Here is a 14,852-nt window from a genome sequence, read left to right on the forward strand (position 1 = left end):
CGAACGAGGATTCCACGTCACAACACCCCCATCAGCGGTCCGCCGGGCAGGGGCACACCGAGCAAGTGGTTGAACACGACATACGTGCCGACGGACAGGACCGCGGAGATCAGCGGGTCGCGCACGGGATTGCGGCTGCCCAGCGCGTAGGCCGAGCCCCAGAACAGGATCATCCCGGACAGCGGGAAACCGATGATGTTGATCAGGACGGCGTTCGCGAGGAACGCCCCGGTCAGCAGCAGCACGGTGCGCCAGTCGCTGGGCGCGTCCAGGTCGACGTCCTCGCCCGCCTCGGCCTGGCCGCGACCGCCGCGCAGCACGTCGCGGACCAGCAGCGCGGACACGACCAGCAGCAGCGCGCCGACGATGAGCGGCACCGTCTTCGGGCCGACCGGGCCGCGCTGCGTGAAGTCGGTGGCGATGGTGGCGGCGTCGACGAGGACGACCACTCCGAGCGCGGCCAGCAGCACGCAGATGCCGAGTTCGGAATGCTCCCGCAGCCACTGCCGCCGGGAAACTCCGTTGGTGTTCATGCCAGTCCCAACTCCCCGAGCACCGAGACGACCCGGTCGCTCTCCTGTTGCAGGAATTCACCGAAGGCAGGGCCGGGCTGGAACGCCGGGGTCCAGCCGTTGCGCAGCATCGCCTCCTGCCACTCCGGCGAGGAGTTGAGGCGGGTGAACAGGTCGACGAGCTTGGCGCGGTCGGTCTCGGACATGCCGGGCGGGGCGACGACGCCGCGCCAGTTGGTGAACCGCACGTCCACCCCGGCCTCGGTGAGCGTCGGCGCGTCCACTCCGGGCAGCCGTTCCGGCCCGGTGACGGCGAGGACCCGCAGCTCACCCGCCTCAATCTGGTCGCGGTACTCGCCGATGCCGGAGACACCGAAGTCGACCTTGCCGCCGAGCACGGAGGCCAGCAGTTCGCCACCGCCGTCGAACGGGACGTAGTTGACCTGCTTGGGGCTCAGTCCGATGGCCTTGGCCATGAGCATCGGCGCCAGGTGGTCCGGCCCGCCGGGCGAGGATCCGCCGCCGACCGGGGTCTGGCCGGGGTCGCGCTTCCAGTCCGCGACCAGCTGGTCGAAGTTCTGGTACGGGGAGTCCTTCGCGACGACGACCACGTTGGGCTCTTCGACGAGCTTCGCGACCGGCGTGGTGTCCTGCAAGGACACCGGCGAGTGGTTCGTGTAGACGCTGCCGACCACGCCGAGCCCCATGGACATGGCGAGCTTGCCGTTGCCGCGCTCGTTGACGACCCGGCCGAGACCGACGGTGCCGCCCGCTCCGGGCAGGTTGAACACCTCGACGTTGCCGTTGAGCTTCGCGTCTTCCATCGCCTTCACGGCGGTGCGGGCGGTGATGTCGTAGCCGCCGCCGGGCGAATTCGGCACGAGCATCCGCAGCCCGCGGATCTGCTGTTCGGTCTCGCCGCCGGAGCCGGTGCTCACCAAGGGCGGCACCAGCAGCACGAGCAGCAAGGACGCGACCACGGACAGCGCGCTGCGTAGGCGCACGGGGATCCCGCCTCTCCGTTGTGGTGGGAACGTGACCCGGATCATGCTGCACAACGGACTCCGCGTTGTCCTCCTTGCGAACGTAACGATGCTTTTGTTCCTTGTGTCAGACGGACGAGGGCCGGCCTAGGTGTCCGGGTCTGACCCTCAGCGGTTTCGCCGCTGACAAAACGCGGATCAGAAGATCACTTTGGTTTCACCTCGGGTGTCCGGTCGGCTACGCAATGCGTCCTGCGGGGACTCCTTACGGTTGCGCAGGTCAGCGGGTTAGCGTCTGTGCACCTGCGATGCCGCGAGGGAGGTGGGACATGCGGGGGCCGCTCTCACGGCAGCTGCTGGGCTGGCAGCTGGCGATCATCCTGGTGTTGCTGGCCTCGATCGCGGTGTTCTCCGTGTCGCAGTCCAACGCCTCGTTCCGCGCCACCGAGGGCAGGCGGATGCTGTCGGTCGCCGAGGACCTCGCCGCGACCGACGGAGTCCGGTCGAACCTGCAGGACCCCATCGACCGGGACGCGTTGCCGATCTTCGCCGAGAGCGCCCGCAGCCTCTCCGGAGCCGACGAGGTGCTCATCACCGATGCGCGGGGCGTGGTGCTGACCTCGCCCGATCCCGGCCAGCGCGGTCAGCTGCTGCCGCTGGGAGCGAGCACCGTGCTCGACGGCCGGGCCTGGGTGGGTCAGGTGCGCGACGCCGACGGCACCGAGTCCCTGGTGGCGCACGTGCCGGTGATCGGCTCGGGCGTGCGCATCGTCGGCGTGGTCGCGGCGGGACGGGAGACCCCGGACTTCTTCGCCGGTGTGCGGCGGGCTCCCGGTGATCCGCTGATGCTGCTGGCGTTCGCGACGTTCCTCGCCGTGGCCGGGTCGATCCTGCTGGCTCGGCGGGTCAAGCACCAGACGCTGGGGCTGGAACCGCAGGAGATCACGCGCCTGGTGGAGCACCGGGAGGCGATGCTGCACGGCATCCGCGAAGGCGTGCTCGGGGTCGACCAGCAGAACCGCATCACCGTGGTCAACGACCAGGCCAGGGACCTGCTCTCGCTGCCCGCGGACTGCGTGGGCCGGGACATCGACGAGCTGGACCTCAACGATCGGGCGCGCGACGTGCTCACTGGCCGCACCGGCGGCGTCGACCAGATCGTGCTGCGCCGGGGGCGGGTGGTGGTGCTGAACCGGATGCCGATCTCCACGGTCGGCGCGGTCGTCACCATGCGGGACCGCACCGAACTCGTCGACCTGCAGCAGGAATTGGCCGCGCACCGCGCCACCACCGACACGTTGCGGGCGCAGGCGCACGAGTTCAGCAATCGGCTGCACACCATTTCCGGGCTCATCGAACTCGGCGAGTTCGACGAGCTGGCGCGGTTCGTCGACCGCGTCAGCCACACCCGGGGGCAGTGGCAGTCGGAGGTCGCGGCGCGCATCGCCGACCCGGCGACGGCGGCGCTGCTGGTCGCGAAGGCGAGCCTGGCCGCGGAACGCGGCGTGGGCCTGCGGCTCAGCGACGGCAGCGCGCTCGGCGAGGTCGACGAGCAGTCGTCGGCCGACGTGACGACGGTGCTGGGCAACCTGGTGGACAACGCGCTGGACGCGGTCGAGGGGGCGTCCGCGGACAACCTGATCGAGGTCGACATCCGGCACGCGGGCGACGTGGTGACGCTGGTGGTGCGCGACTCCGGCCCCGGGGTGGCGCCGGAGATCGTGGAGGAGGTCTTCCGGCACGGGTTCAGCACCAAGGCGGCCCGCGACGGGGAACGCGGCCTTGGCCTGGCGCTGACCAGGCAGATCTGCCACCGCCGAGGCGGTTCGGTGCAGGTGCGCAACGAGCGCGGCGCCGTGTTCACCGCGCGGCTGCCGGTGGATGCGGAGGTGCCCGCGTGATCAAGGTCCTGGTGGTGGACGACGACTTCATGGTCGCCAAGATCCACAGCGGTTACGTGGGCCGGGTCGAGGGGTTCGAGGTCGTCGGCGTCGCGCACTCCGGTGCCGACGCGCTGCGGGCGGTGGAGGAACTGCGCCCCGAGCTGGTGCTGCTGGACATCTACCTGCCGGACATGGACGGGCTCACCGTGCTGCGCTCGATGCGCACCGGAGCTCGGCCGTCCGCGGAGCCGGACGTGCTGGTCATCAGCGCCGCCCACGACCTGGACACGGTGCGCGGCGCGGTGCGCGGCGGCGCGGTGCACTACCTGATCAAGCCGTTCAGCTTCGACGCGCTGCGCGAGCAGCTGGAGCACTTCCGCGCGTTGCACGACCGGCTCAGCGAACTCCCCGGCGATTCCCCCGCCGCGCAACAGGACATCGACCGGCTCTTCGGCACCCCGGGGCGTCCGGCGGCGACGCCGAAGGGCGTGGCGAGCGAGACGGCGGTCGTGGTGGAACGGGTGCTGCGCGAGGCCGCGGCGAGCGGCGAGGACCTGTCGGCCACCGAGTGCGCCGGGCTCGCGGAGCTGTCGCGGGTCTCGGCGCGCAAGTACCTGGAGCACTTCGTCGACATCGGCCGCGCGGAGGTCCGGCTGCGCTACGGCGGCACCGGCCGCCCGGAACGCCGCTACCGCTGGTCCGCGTGATCGTTCTGCGCCTTTCCTCGTCGCAGGAACGGAAACACCGATGTCGAAACCCCGCGCGACGGCGCGACGGTCCCTCTTTCAGGCGGCCGTCGATGCCTCGATTTGTGGGTGCCGGGGTGTGGCCAGAGGCTGGCAGCGCGCACCTTCCGGATCACCGAGGCGGGGCGTGCACGGCTCCGCGGGCGGCAGGTTCCGTGAGATCATCTCGATCCCGCGGAGTGACCACAGTGGACTCCCCGTCCTCGCGGGACGGGCTCGCCCGGTGCTCGGCCCCGGATGCGCGCGGGTCGTGACGGGCACGGCCGGGGACGAGCGAAGGAGGACGGTCGGCGTGAACACCGAGAATCCGCCGTGCGGCGTGGAAGAACGAGCACCGGTCCCAGACGGGCGGGAGTTCGTCGAGTCGGTGGTCTTGGAGGAGTTCCCGGCCGAACTCACCGGCGGGGTCGACCTCGCGCCGCTGGACGGCCGCATCGCGATGACCACCGACTCGTTCGCCGCGTCGCCGTTGTTCTTCCCCGGCGGCGACCTCGGCGACCTCGCCGTCAACGGCACCGTGAACGACCTCGCCGCCTCCGGCGCCGTCCCCCGGCACCTGGTGGCGCGGCTCGTGGTCGAAGACGGTTTCACCATCGGCGGCCTGCGGCGGGTGGCGCGGTCGATGGGCGCCGCCGCGACGGGCGCCGGAGTGCGGATCACCAGCGGTGGCGGTGCGGTCGTGGCGCGGGGCGAGGTCGACGGCTGCCGGATCGACACCACCGGCGTCGGCACGTTCACCGGCGCGCGCAGGCTGGGCGCGTCGCGCGCGAGGCCGGGGGACGCGGTGCTCGTGACCGGACCGGTCGGGGACCACGGGATCGCGGTGCTGCTCCGCCAGGACTCGCAGGTGGCCGGCCACGTCTCCGACACCGCCGCGCTGCACGGTCTCCTGCACGAGGTGCTGGCGGCGGCCCCCGGCGTCCGCGTGCTGCGCAACGCGACGCGGGGCGGGATCGCCGCGGTGCTCGACGAGATCTCCCGCGCCTCCGGAGTGGCGGTGGCGCTGGACGAGGACGCGGTGCCGGTTCGCGCTCGGGTGCGCGCCGCCGCGGAACTGCTCGACATCGACCCGCTGCGCGTGGCCTGCGAGGGCCGCGCGGTCGCGGTGGTCGATGCCGCGCAGGCCGACGTCGCGCTGGCCGCGATGCGGGCGCACCCGCTCGGCGAGCGCGCCGCGATCATCGGCCGGATCGAGGTGGGGTGAGCGCCGACCACCCCACCTCGACCGGGGAGGTTCAGCCCCGCAACGCCGGAGCCAGCTCGCGCCACTGCTCGCGCGGCAGTGCGCTCCCGCTGTCGAGCACCTGCAGGCACACGTGGTCGGCGCCCGCTTCGCGGTGGGCCCGCACCCGGTCGGCGACGGCGTCCACGTCACCGCGCACGACCAGGGCGTCGATGAGCCGGTCGCTGCCACCGTCGGCGAAGTCCGCATCGGTGAAGCCGAAGCGCCGCAGGTTGTTCACGTAGTTCGGCAGCCCCAGGTACGGCGCGGTCCTGCTGCGGGCGATCTCGCGCGCCCGCGCCGGATCGGTCTCCAGCACCACCTTCTGCTCCGGCGCGAGCAGCGGCCCATCACCGAGGACTTCGCGCGCGAACGCGGTGTGCTCAGGCGTCGTGAGGTACGGGTGCGCACCGGCCGCCTTCTCCCCCGCCAGCGCGAGCGCCCGCGGACCGAGCGCGGCCAGCACCCGCGCCTGCGGCGGCAGCGGATCGTCGGCGGCGTCGAGTTCGTCCACGTAGGACCGCAGCTTGCTGAACGGCTTGTCGTAGGCCTGCCCCGACTTCTCCACGATCGGCGCGTGGCTGGGCCCGATGCCGACCAGCGCACGCCCCGGATGCACCCGGTCGACCCGCTGGTAGGCGGCGGCGAGATCAGCGGCTTCGTGCTCCCAGACGTTGACGATCCCGGTGGCCACGACCAGCTTCTTCGTCGCGCCCAGCAGGGCCTGCACCTGCCGCAGATCACCCGGCGCCATCCCGAGCCACAACGCCCCGTAGCCGAGTTCGTCGATCTCGGCCAGCGCCTCCCGGTGCTCGGCGTCGTCGCCGTCCCAGCTGCGCGACCCGGTCCACAACCCGAACCGCCCGATCTCGATCGCCATACCGCTCCCTCGTCGTGCATCCCTCACACAACCCAACCCACGGCACGAGCCCGCTGTTCCCTCAGCCCTCGAAGCGGCGCACGGCCTCCGGGTGGAGGACGATGCGGAGCCAGTCCTCGTCCAGCATTCCCGCGAGTTCCTGGGCGCGGGCCGGGTCGTCGAGGTCCCAGTAACGAGCGCCGAGGCGGGCGCACAGGTCGCCCGCTCCGTCGGTTTCCACCGTGGTGCGGCCCGCGACCGACACCCAGTGCTCGCGTTCACCCGTCGGGGCGGCGACGACGATCGAGGCGCGGGGATCGTCGCGCAGGCGCCGCACTTTGAGCGCGTCCGGCGCGGTGAACAGCTGGATCGTGCCGTCGTCGGTGACCTCGAACCACACGGGCCGGGGTTGCGGCGGGAGCGGCCCGGCGGCTGCGGTCAGGAATCCGTGCAGGGGGCGTCGGAGGAATTCGAGGTCTGCTGCGGTCAACGAGGTGCTCATCGCGGCCTTTCCGCTAGTCGTTGGGAAAACGGGTGTCCTGCGGTCGAGTCGTCGGGCTCTTGGCGCTCACCTCCCCCAGGCTCCCGCCGCCGCGGCCCGCACGACGTAGTCCTCGAAGGTCCGGGGCGCCCGGCCCAGCAGGGCTGCGAGGTCCGGCGTCGTCGCGGCGAGCAGCCCGCGGTCCATCATCACGAACATCTCGGCGACGTGCTGGGCGTCGGCCTCCCCCAACCCGTCGTCGACCAGCGTCGCGGCGTACGCGTCCGGGGAGATCGTCCGGTAGGTGAGCGATCGGCCGGACACCTGCGAGATCAGCTCGACGGCCTCGCGGAAGGTGATCGGGCGCGGTCCGGTGAGCTCGTAGATCCGCCCGGCGTGCCGGCCCGGCTCGCTCAGCACCGCGACCGCGGCGTCGGCGACGTCGTCGACGTCCACGAACGGCTCGGGGACCGCGTCCGCCGGGGTCGCCAGCTCCCCGGCGAGCAGCGGGGCGTGGAAGACCTCCTCGTCGAAGTTCTGCGCGAAGTTCGACGCCCGCAGGACGGTCCACTCCAGCGCCGAACCGCGAACCGCGTCCTCGGCCGAACGCATGTCCAGCCCGAACGGGGAATCGCCCCAGGTATCGGCGCCGCGGCCGGACAGCAGCACCAGCCGCTGCACCCCGGCGGCTTCGGCGCGGGCCGCGAACTCGTGCACCGGGCCGGGCACGGTCGGCGCCACCACGTAGACGGCGCCGACGCCCGCCAAGGCGGCGTCCCAGGTGCCGGGATCGGACCAGTCGAACCGGGTTTCGCTCGACCGGGAGGCCGCCCGCACCGGCGTGCCGCGCAGCCGCCACCGGGCGAGGACCCGGCGGCCCGTCTTGCCGGTCGCGCCGAGGACGAGAGTGGTGTCGTTGTTCATGGCGTCGAGTCAACTCCGCCGGCTCGGACAATCCCATAGGTGAGAAGCCGGATCGCCTGCGCGTTCGTCTAACCTCGGCGAGGTGGACGCCTTCAGTGACCTGATCCGCGGAGTACGAGCCCACGGCTCGCTGTTCGGCAGCTCGACCCTGACCCCGCCGTGGTCGCTGCACTTCGTGGACGGTGCGCCGCTGACCCTGTGCACCGTGCTCACCGGGGCGGGCTGGATCGTGGCGGAAGGCCAGGAGCCGGAACCGCTGCGCGCCGGCGACACGATCGTCGTGCGCGGGCCCGCCACGTTCACCTTCGTGGACGAGGTCGGCACCGCCGCGGAACCGCTCGAATGCAGCGAGGGCTGCGCGACGCCCGAGCAGGGCGGGGCCCGGCACCGGCTCGGCTGGAACGACCCCGGCGAGGGTTCCGGCGAGGGCGCCACGACCTTGATCGTCGGCGCCTACCCCGTGCGCGGCGAGCTCAGCCGCCGCCTGCTCGACGCGCTGCCCGTCGTGCTGCGGGTCGACGCCGGTGGCACGGCCGATCCCGTGCTGGAGCACCTCGGCGCCGAGGTCGCCGTCGACGCGCCGGGCCAGCAGGTGGTGCTCGACCGGCTGCTCGACTGGATGCTGGTGTGCACGTTGCGGGAGTGGTTCGACCGCCCCGGCGGCGCACCCCCGGCGTGGTGGGCGGCCCAGCGCGACCCGGTGGTCGGCGACGCGCTGCGCCTGCTGCACGCCGAACCGGCGGCGCCGTGGACGGTGGGCGCGCTCGCCGACCGCACCGGGGTGTCGCGTTCGACGCTGGCCAAGCGGTTCGCCGACCAGGTCGGCGAACCGCCGCTGACCTACCTGACCCGCTGGCGCATGACGCTCGCCGCGGACCTCCTGGTCGAGCAGGAGTCCACGACCATCGCGGACGTCGCCCGCACGGTCGGCTACTCCGACCCCTTCGGCTTCAGCGCCGCGTTCAAACGGGTCAGAGGCACGAACCCCAGCAACTTCCGCCGCACCACGACAACTCTGTCCAACACCCGTCCCACCCCCACCACCTGAACCCCGAAGCCGACCACCCCAATCCCCAGCAGCGAAGCCGTGCCTCACGGCGAAGCCCGCCTGCTGTGCGGCCGAAGGCCGTGCCTTTGCGGCGAAGCCGTGCAGTGGGCGGCGAAGCCGTGCCTGCCTTGCGGCGAAGCCGTGCAGTGGGCGGCGAAGCCGTGCCTGCCTTGCGGCGAAGCCGTGCCTGTATGCGCGCCAGCGCATAGCCCACGTCGAGAACTCGCTCACCGGCGGGTTCTCAGCGTCCTTCTCGCGAGGACAGCTTTTTCCCTAGTGGCCGGAGCCACTCGGGAAAAAGATCCCGCAGCGAGAAGGACGCTGAGGTTCCGCTACCCGGACACCCGAGAAAGACGAGCCCAGCCCCTCAAGGCAGGCGCAGGCCGTTGTACCCCGCGCGAGCGTCGGCGAAGCGCTTGCCGACCTCGTCCCAGTTCACGACGTTCCACAGCTGCTTGACGTAGTCCGCCTTCACGTTCTTGTACTGCAGGTAGTACGCGTGCTCCCAGATGTCGAACACCAGCAGCGGCGTCGTGGCGATCGACAGGTTCGAGTGGTGGTCGCGCAGCTGCTGCGTGATCAACCGCTGCCCCACCGGGTCCCACGCCAGCACGCCCCAGCCGTTGCCCTGGATCGTGGTCGACACCGCCTCCATCTGAGCGCGGAACTTGTCGAACGAACCGAAGTCCTGATCGATCGCCGCCGCCAGCTCACCGGTCGGCTTGTCGCCCCCGTTCGGCGAGAGGATCTTCCACCACACCAAGTGCAGCGAGTGCCCCGCCAGGTTGAACGCCAGAGTCGTCTCCAACCCCACGATCGACCCGAAGTCGCCCTTGTCCCGCGCCTCCGCGATCTTCTCGACCGTGTCGTTGGCGCCCTTCACGTAAGTCGCGTGGTGCTTGCTGTGGTGCAGCTCGTTGATCTCACCCGAGATCGCGGGCTCCAGCGCCGCGTAGTCGTAATCCAACTCGGGCAGCACGTACTGAGCCATTGGTCTCCCGTCCGGCGTGCTCTCGGACACGCCTGGATGCTCTGTTCACCGTCAGCCACGGTTCACCCGATCAGGGGAATGGTTCGCGGCTCCAACAGCCTCGGACTTCGAGTGCGGTAGAGGTCAACACCGCACCATGCATGGCCTTGATCACTCCAATGGATGGCGTGAGTCCTGCGGTTGGGTCACAACCGCGAAAACGGCTATTGGTAACGTAACGCCGTGCCTGAAAGAACCGCTGCGCCCGCACGAGCTCGCTCGGGCACGGGGAGCAATCGCAAGATCAGCTGGGATGTCGTGCGTGCGGGGTGCGTGGGGCTGGTGATGCTCTACCACGCGACGTTCTTGAGCGTCTACCTCCATCCCGAGCTGATCCCGCGGAACTTCGTCTTCCCGTACCAAGTCGGCGCGAGCCTGCTGCTGGTGATCTCCGCGTACTTCGCGTGCGTGACCATCGGCAGGGGGACCCTGCTGCGGTACTGGTGGGGTCGCATAGCGCGGCTGCTGCCGCCGTTCCTGGCCGCGGTCGTGGTGATCTACCTGGGCATCCGGTTGCTGCCGATCGAAGGCTGGTTCGCGCCGACCGGCTCCGACCTGGCCGCGAACCTGTTCATGCTGTGGAACTGGCGGCCCTCGGAGTACTTCTACATCGACGGCTCGCACTGGACGGTGCCGCTGCAGCTGATGGGCTTCAGCGCGGCGGCGATGCTGTACGCGAGCCGCTACGGCCACGGCCGCCGCATCCTGCTGGTGCTGTGGGTCGCGGTGCTGGTCCCGGCGGCGCAGTGGCCGCTGCGCGTCACCCAGCCGCCGGAGTGGTACCGGACCGTGGTGGACGGCATCGGCATGCACCGCTGGCACCTGTTCGTGGTGGGCGTGGCGATCTGGCTGTGGTCGACCAAGCGCATCGGGACGCCGCACTTCGCGTTGATGCTGTCGGCCTGCATGCTCGGCCAGGCGCTGCACAACTACGCGGAGACCCCGGAGGGCCTGGTCGCGGACTGGGGCTCGACGGTCGCGGTGTGCGTGGGGATGATCGTCGTCGCGCTGACCGCGCGCGGCCCGGACTGGAACCGGGTCATCCCGCAGTGGGCCAGGCGTCCGATCCAGTGGTTCGCGGGCATCTCCTACGGCGTGTTCCTGATGCACCAGACCCTCGGCTACGTGGTCTCGCGCCTGCTGCAGGACCTCGGGGTGGGGCCGACGTTGCAGACCGCGGCGTTCCTGGTGAACGGGGTGCTGCTGGGCTGGGCGCTGACGAAGCTCGTGGAACGCCCGGCGCACCGGATGCTGATGACCACTTATGACCGCTACATCTCGCGGCGGGCTGCTTGAGGGCTGCGCAAGGACGAGCGAAGCGAAGCCCGCTCGCGCCCGAAGGCCGTGCCTAGCGGCGAAGCCGTGCAGTAGGCAGCGAAGCCCACGCCTGCCTAGCGGCGAAGCCGTGCAGTGGGCGGCGATGCCATGCTTGCCTTGCGGCCGAAGGCCGTGCCTGGATGCGCGAAGCGCATAGCCCACGTCGAAAAGCCGCTCACCCGCGGGTTCTCAGCTGTCTTCTCGCGAGGACAGCTTTTTCCCTCGTGGCGGAGCCACGAGGGAAAAAGATCCCGCAGCGAGAAGACAGCTGAGGTTCCGCCACCCGGACACCCAAGCAAAACGAGCCCGAACTTGATCCGCTGCTCGACTCAGGGGATGCGAGGTGGGGTGCGGAGCAGGTCGTCGCGGTCCAGGGACGTCGTGAGCCGGGCCGGGGCCTGTTCCACGCCTGCCCAGCGGCGCAGCGTCGTCTCGGCCTCGGTGCGTTCCGCGGCGGGCAGGTCCTCGATCTTGGATCCGTGGTTGCCGCCCGGCACCAGGTAGTCGTACGAGTCCCGGCTGCCCGGACCGAGGCGGAACGGTTCCGCGCTCCACGGGTCGGCCGAGCCGTTGACGAACATCAGCTGCGAGCCCTGCGAGGCGACCCACGCGGCTACGTCGGCCATCGCGCCCGGCCGGAACTTCATGTCGATCTCGCGCGGGACGAAGTTGCGCGGTTCGCCGATGGAGCGGTGGTGCAGCAGGTCGGCCAGCGGCTCGTCGGACACGCCGGGCCAGCCCAGCTGGGTGCCCGCCTGGTAGTAGTACGGCACGTACGGGTCGAGGCCCTGGTCCGCGTACGAGGAGAACTGCACGGTCTCGTCGAAGAAGGCCCACAGGTCGTCGAGGCTCGCGCCGGGCGCCGGGATCCGCCCGCAGTCCTGCGGCCCCCGGTACTGCCAGAACGCGAACGGCGCGTCCACGACCACGGCTTCCAGCGCCCGGTCCACGTCGCCGATGATGCGGTCGAAGGTCAGTCCTTCTGCCGCCGCGTAGGCGGCGAACCGGTCCCGCAGCTCGGTGCGCCGCGTCAGCGCGTCCCGCTGCACGGCCGTCAGCGCCGCGCGGCAGGACTCGTCGCCGACGGTCGCGAGGAACTCGTCGTAGCGGTCCCGCTCGTTGACGATGTCGTTCGGCGCGACGTAGGCCACGGTCGCGTCGACGTCGCGCGGGTAGAACCGGCGGTGGTAGACGGCGGTCATGCCGCCCTTGCTGGCGCCGGTGGTGACCCAGCGGTCCGCGTAGACCGCGCGCAACGCCTCGATGACGCGGTGCTCGTCGGTGGCGGCCTGCCAGATGTTCAGGTCCGTCCAGTCCGGCTGGTCGGGGCGGGACGGGGTGAAGAAGCGGTGCTCCATCGCCACTTGGTTGCCGTCGAGCAGCCGGGTCGGCTCAGTGCGACTCGCCTGCGCAGGCAGGTTGTAGCCGGTGGTGTAGAGGACCGTGGGCCGCTCGAAGTCCCGGTGCAGCAGGGTGAGGCGCTGCTGGAACCCGCCCGCCGCCGGATCGCGGTGATCGGTGGGCTGGGCGTAGGTGAGGTCGAACAGCCGGAAGCCGGGTTCCGTCGGGCGCTCACCGAGCACCGTCAGGCCGGGCACGGCGTCGAGCCGGGAACGCACCTCGTCGGACGGGGTCTGCGCGCCGGCGACCGGAACACCCGTGAACAGCAGGCATCCCGCAGCCAGAACCGCCAGCCAACCTCGAATCCGCATCCGCGCCCCTCCCGCTGATCACCGGCAGCGACCAACCTAATGCCGATCGCACCGTCGTGGTAGCCCGCGGGTGGAGCGGGGGCGGCTGCACCCGGGGTGAGCTGGACCGTTCGTCGGGTCCGCTCACCCCGGATGGCGTTTCCGGGCCTTGCTCGGGCCGCCGGTCAGCCGGTGACGGCCTCCGCGACCGCGCTCTCCGCCTCGGCGGTGGCCGGCTTGGTGCGCTGGCGGGGGACCTCGACGTCCGGGTCGTTGTCGAGCAGGCCGCCGTGCACGACGCCCGCCGCGTACGAATCGGAGGATTCGGTCATCGTCCCGGCTTCGACGTCGCTGAGGAACGGCTCCGCGTCGCTCATGATCTGCTGCGCGGTGCGCACCCGCTTCGCCAGGTCCTGGCGCATCCGCAGCATCGCGTCGGAGTGCTCGTCGGCCCGCCGGATGCGGCGCTCGGCCTCGGCGGTCGCCTCCAGGACGCGGCGGCGCGCCTCGTCCCGGCTGCGCTGCTCGCGCTCGGCCTGCACCCGGTTGGCCTCGTCGCGGCGGGCCGCCATGGAGATCTCGAAGTCGTTCTCCACCTGGGTGCGCCGCGCTTCGGCGTCGTGGTCGAGCTTGCGCCGGTGCGCCTCGGCTTCCCGCGCCATGCGCTGGATGTCGCGCCGGGTCTCGGCGAGCGCCTCGTTGCGCTGCGTTTCGGACTGCCTGCGCCACTGGTCGGCCTCGGCCACGAGGTTCTCGTAGCGGGCGCGCAGCTCGGCGGCGGACTGCTCCGCGCGGGCCCACTCGTGCTCGGCGGCGGCCTGCGCGGAGGAGACGATCTCCTCGGCCTCGTCGTGGGCCAGCCGCACCATCCGGCGCAGCCGGTCGGACAGGCCGGCCTCCTCGACGGGCGTGCGGCACACCTCGTCGAACTGGGCGCGCATTGCCTCGATCTCCGACCGCGCCTGGTCGAGCTGCGCGGACAGGTCGCTGACCTGGCTGAGCGCGGCGTCCCGATCTTCGGTGAGCATCCGCACTTCGGCATCGGTCTGCTGGATGTAAAAACGCACCTGGGAGCGGCGATAGCCGTACCAGACGGTGTCGAAATCGGACTTCAGCGGCACCAGTTCACGATCTTCGTTGTGGTAGCCCACGGTCTCACCCCACTGAGAATGTGTTGATCATCAGTTGTCCTGCTGGGAGCGAGCCACGCCCCGACGCGGCAATGTCCGTTGTACACCGGTGAATCACCCGACGACGTGCTCCGCCAGTAGGAACCTGGCAGCACCCGGACATTGGCGCGACGACACTGCTGAGACGACATTGCCTGCCCGGTCACCCGGCGGGCGACGGTGAAACGGATCGCTGCGGACCATTGTTCACCCGCGGCGCTCATAAGATCAACTGATCGGTTTTCCGAAATCGATGGGAGATCCGCGTGCGACGCCTCTGCTCAGGAGTCGAAAAACGTTGCTGCATCAGCGATTTCCGACCGGAAGCAGCACTCGCCGGAAAGTGGTTTCGATTTCGTCTCGACTCGGCACCGACTCGCGGACGATGCCCTGCAGCAGCAGCCCGCAGAAAACCGCCGAAAGTGCCCTTCCGGTAACGGGATCGGTATAGAAAGTGAACAGCTCGACCAGTGCCGCGTCCCATTCGGTGCTGACGTGCGCGAGGGCCGGGCGGTGCAGTGCCGCGATGTAGAGCTCGTGCTGCACGACCGTCCGGGTGCGTTCCGGACCGAGGTAGCGCAGCACCAGGTCCCCGAGGGCGGTCGCCAGCTCGGCGCCGGCGTCGATCGCGGCGGCCCAGGCGCGCAGTTCGGCGACGTCGTCCTGCGCGGATTGCCGCAGCGCTTCGGCCAGCAGGTCGTCGAGGGTGCGGAAGTAGTAGGTCGTGGAGCCCAGCGGCACGTCGGCCGCGGCGGCGACGGCACGGTGCGTGAGCTTCTCGATACCGCGCTCGGCGACGACGGCGATCGCGGCGCGGGCGATGCGCTCCTTCCTCGCCGGATCCTTGCGGCGGGTCGCGGACTCCGTCGTCGACATGCCCTCAAGCCTGCCATGCGTGCTCCGCGCAGCGTTGCGGGCCATGTCACCCTGGTCGCGTCGGTACTGGTCAAGGACCTGAGCCGACAACCACCGGACACCTCGAACGCG

At 70.8% G+C, this 14,852-nt stretch carries 14 protein-coding genes; 5 read left to right on the forward strand and 9 right to left on the reverse strand.

Going from position 1 to position 14,852, the window contains the following annotated elements:
* Window positions 1-17 precede the first annotated feature (17 nt).
* Entirely contained in the window at window positions 18-533 is a 516-nt protein-coding gene (locus tag OOZ19_RS05640) for a tripartite tricarboxylate transporter TctB family protein (RefSeq protein WP_266088921.1), read from the reverse strand.
* A complete protein-coding gene (locus OOZ19_RS05645; RefSeq protein WP_266088922.1) occupies window positions 530-1,516 on the reverse strand; it encodes a Bug family tripartite tricarboxylate transporter substrate binding protein in 987 nt (328 codons plus the stop codon). Before OOZ19_RS05645 ends, OOZ19_RS05640 begins: the two co-directional genes overlap by 4 nt.
* Window positions 1,517-1,824: 308 nt before the next feature.
* On the opposite strand from OOZ19_RS05645, the gene OOZ19_RS05650 reads away from it, so the two are divergent.
* The 3 genes from OOZ19_RS05650 (at window position 1,825) to hypE (ending at window position 5,328) form a co-directional block, all read left to right on the forward strand.
* A complete protein-coding gene (locus OOZ19_RS05650) occupies window positions 1,825-3,396 on the forward strand; it encodes a sensor histidine kinase (RefSeq protein WP_266088923.1) in 1,572 nt (523 codons plus the stop codon).
* Complete coding sequence (locus OOZ19_RS05655; protein WP_266088924.1) at window positions 3,393-4,085, forward strand: response regulator; 693 nt, start codon at window positions 3,393-3,395, stop codon at window positions 4,083-4,085. Before OOZ19_RS05650 ends, OOZ19_RS05655 begins: the two co-directional genes overlap by 4 nt.
* Window positions 4,086-4,416: 331 nt before the next feature.
* A complete protein-coding gene (gene hypE, locus OOZ19_RS05660) occupies window positions 4,417-5,328 on the forward strand; it encodes a hydrogenase expression/formation protein HypE (RefSeq protein ID WP_266088925.1) in 912 nt (303 codons plus the stop codon).
* A 31-nt stretch (window positions 5,329-5,359) separates the two neighbouring features.
* On the opposite strand, the gene OOZ19_RS05665 is transcribed toward hypE, so the two are convergent.
* The 3 genes from OOZ19_RS05665 to OOZ19_RS05675 all read right to left on the reverse strand — a co-directional run bounded on the left by OOZ19_RS05665 (window position 5,360) and on the right by OOZ19_RS05675 (window position 7,610).
* The gene (locus OOZ19_RS05665) at window positions 5,360-6,226 is read right to left on the reverse strand and encodes an LLM class F420-dependent oxidoreductase (RefSeq protein ID WP_266088926.1); all 867 of its coding nucleotides are present in this window, start codon (window positions 6,224-6,226) and stop codon (window positions 5,360-5,362) included.
* A 61-nt stretch (window positions 6,227-6,287) separates the two neighbouring features.
* Window positions 6,288-6,707 (reverse strand): pyridoxamine 5'-phosphate oxidase family protein, encoded by a 420-nt coding sequence (locus OOZ19_RS05670; RefSeq protein ID WP_266088927.1) that lies wholly within the window; start codon window positions 6,705-6,707, stop codon window positions 6,288-6,290.
* A 66-nt stretch (window positions 6,708-6,773) separates the two neighbouring features.
* Complete coding sequence (locus OOZ19_RS05675; RefSeq protein WP_266088928.1) at window positions 6,774-7,610, reverse strand: NAD(P)H-binding protein; 837 nt, start codon at window positions 7,608-7,610, stop codon at window positions 6,774-6,776.
* A gap of 82 nt (window positions 7,611-7,692) precedes the next feature.
* Here OOZ19_RS05675 and OOZ19_RS05680 point away from each other — a divergent pair, with 82 nt between their 5' ends.
* Window positions 7,693-8,658 carry an AraC family transcriptional regulator gene (locus OOZ19_RS05680; RefSeq protein ID WP_266088929.1) on the forward strand — a complete coding sequence of 322 codons (966 nt, stop codon included), beginning with the start codon at window positions 7,693-7,695 and terminating at the stop codon, window positions 8,656-8,658.
* A 367-nt stretch (window positions 8,659-9,025) separates the two neighbouring features.
* Here OOZ19_RS05680 and OOZ19_RS05685 read toward each other — a convergent pair whose 3' ends face one another.
* Complete coding sequence (locus OOZ19_RS05685; protein ID WP_266088930.1) at window positions 9,026-9,649, reverse strand: superoxide dismutase; 624 nt, start codon at window positions 9,647-9,649, stop codon at window positions 9,026-9,028.
* A gap of 297 nt (window positions 9,650-9,946) precedes the next feature.
* On the opposite strand from OOZ19_RS05685, the gene OOZ19_RS05690 reads away from it, so the two are divergent.
* The gene (locus OOZ19_RS05690) at window positions 9,947-10,984 is read left to right on the forward strand and encodes an acyltransferase family protein (protein ID WP_266088931.1); all 1,038 of its coding nucleotides are present in this window, start codon (window positions 9,947-9,949) and stop codon (window positions 10,982-10,984) included.
* 350 nt (window positions 10,985-11,334) lie between these two features.
* Here OOZ19_RS05690 and OOZ19_RS05695 read toward each other — a convergent pair whose 3' ends face one another.
* The 3 genes from OOZ19_RS05695 to OOZ19_RS05705 form a co-directional block, all read right to left on the reverse strand.
* Window positions 11,335-12,717, reverse strand: coding sequence for a S28 family serine protease (locus OOZ19_RS05695; RefSeq protein WP_266088932.1), 1,383 nt, complete (start codon window positions 12,715-12,717; stop codon window positions 11,335-11,337).
* 164 nt (window positions 12,718-12,881) lie between these two features.
* Window positions 12,882-13,847, reverse strand: coding sequence for a coiled-coil domain-containing protein (locus tag OOZ19_RS05700; RefSeq protein WP_266088933.1), 966 nt, complete (start codon window positions 13,845-13,847; stop codon window positions 12,882-12,884).
* A gap of 324 nt (window positions 13,848-14,171) precedes the next feature.
* Window positions 14,172-14,741, reverse strand: a complete 570-nt coding sequence (locus OOZ19_RS05705) for a TetR/AcrR family transcriptional regulator (protein WP_266088934.1) — start codon at window positions 14,739-14,741, stop codon at window positions 14,172-14,174.
* Window positions 14,742-14,852: the final 111 nt, after the last annotated feature.

The organism is Saccharopolyspora sp. NFXS83 (genome assembly GCF_026241095.1).
Taxonomy (GTDB): domain Bacteria; phylum Actinomycetota; class Actinomycetes; order Mycobacteriales; family Pseudonocardiaceae; genus Saccharopolyspora_C.

What these genes read in the sequence shown, in the direction of transcription:
- OOZ19_RS05640 (WP_266088921.1), bottom strand. Translation starts at nt 533, where the DNA reads ATGAACACCAACGGAGTTTCCCGGCGGCAGTGGCTGCGGGAGCATTCC.
- OOZ19_RS05650 (WP_266088923.1), top strand. Translation starts at nt 1,825, where the DNA reads ATGCGGGGGCCGCTCTCACGGCAGCTGCTGGGCTGGCAGCTGGCGATC.
- OOZ19_RS05665 (WP_266088926.1), bottom strand. Translation starts at nt 6,226, where the DNA reads ATGGCGATCGAGATCGGGCGGTTCGGGTTGTGGACCGGGTCGCGCAGC.
- OOZ19_RS05670 (WP_266088927.1), bottom strand. Translation starts at nt 6,707, where the DNA reads ATGAGCACCTCGTTGACCGCAGCAGACCTCGAATTCCTCCGACGCCCC.
- OOZ19_RS05675 (WP_266088928.1), bottom strand. Translation starts at nt 7,610, where the DNA reads ATGAACAACGACACCACTCTCGTCCTCGGCGCGACCGGCAAGACGGGC.
- OOZ19_RS05685 (WP_266088930.1), bottom strand. Translation starts at nt 9,649, where the DNA reads ATGGCTCAGTACGTGCTGCCCGAGTTGGATTACGACTACGCGGCGCTG.
- OOZ19_RS05695 (WP_266088932.1), bottom strand. Translation starts at nt 12,717, where the DNA reads ATGCGGATTCGAGGTTGGCTGGCGGTTCTGGCTGCGGGATGCCTGCTG.
- OOZ19_RS05705 (WP_266088934.1), bottom strand. Translation starts at nt 14,741, where the DNA reads ATGTCGACGACGGAGTCCGCGACCCGCCGCAAGGATCCGGCGAGGAAG.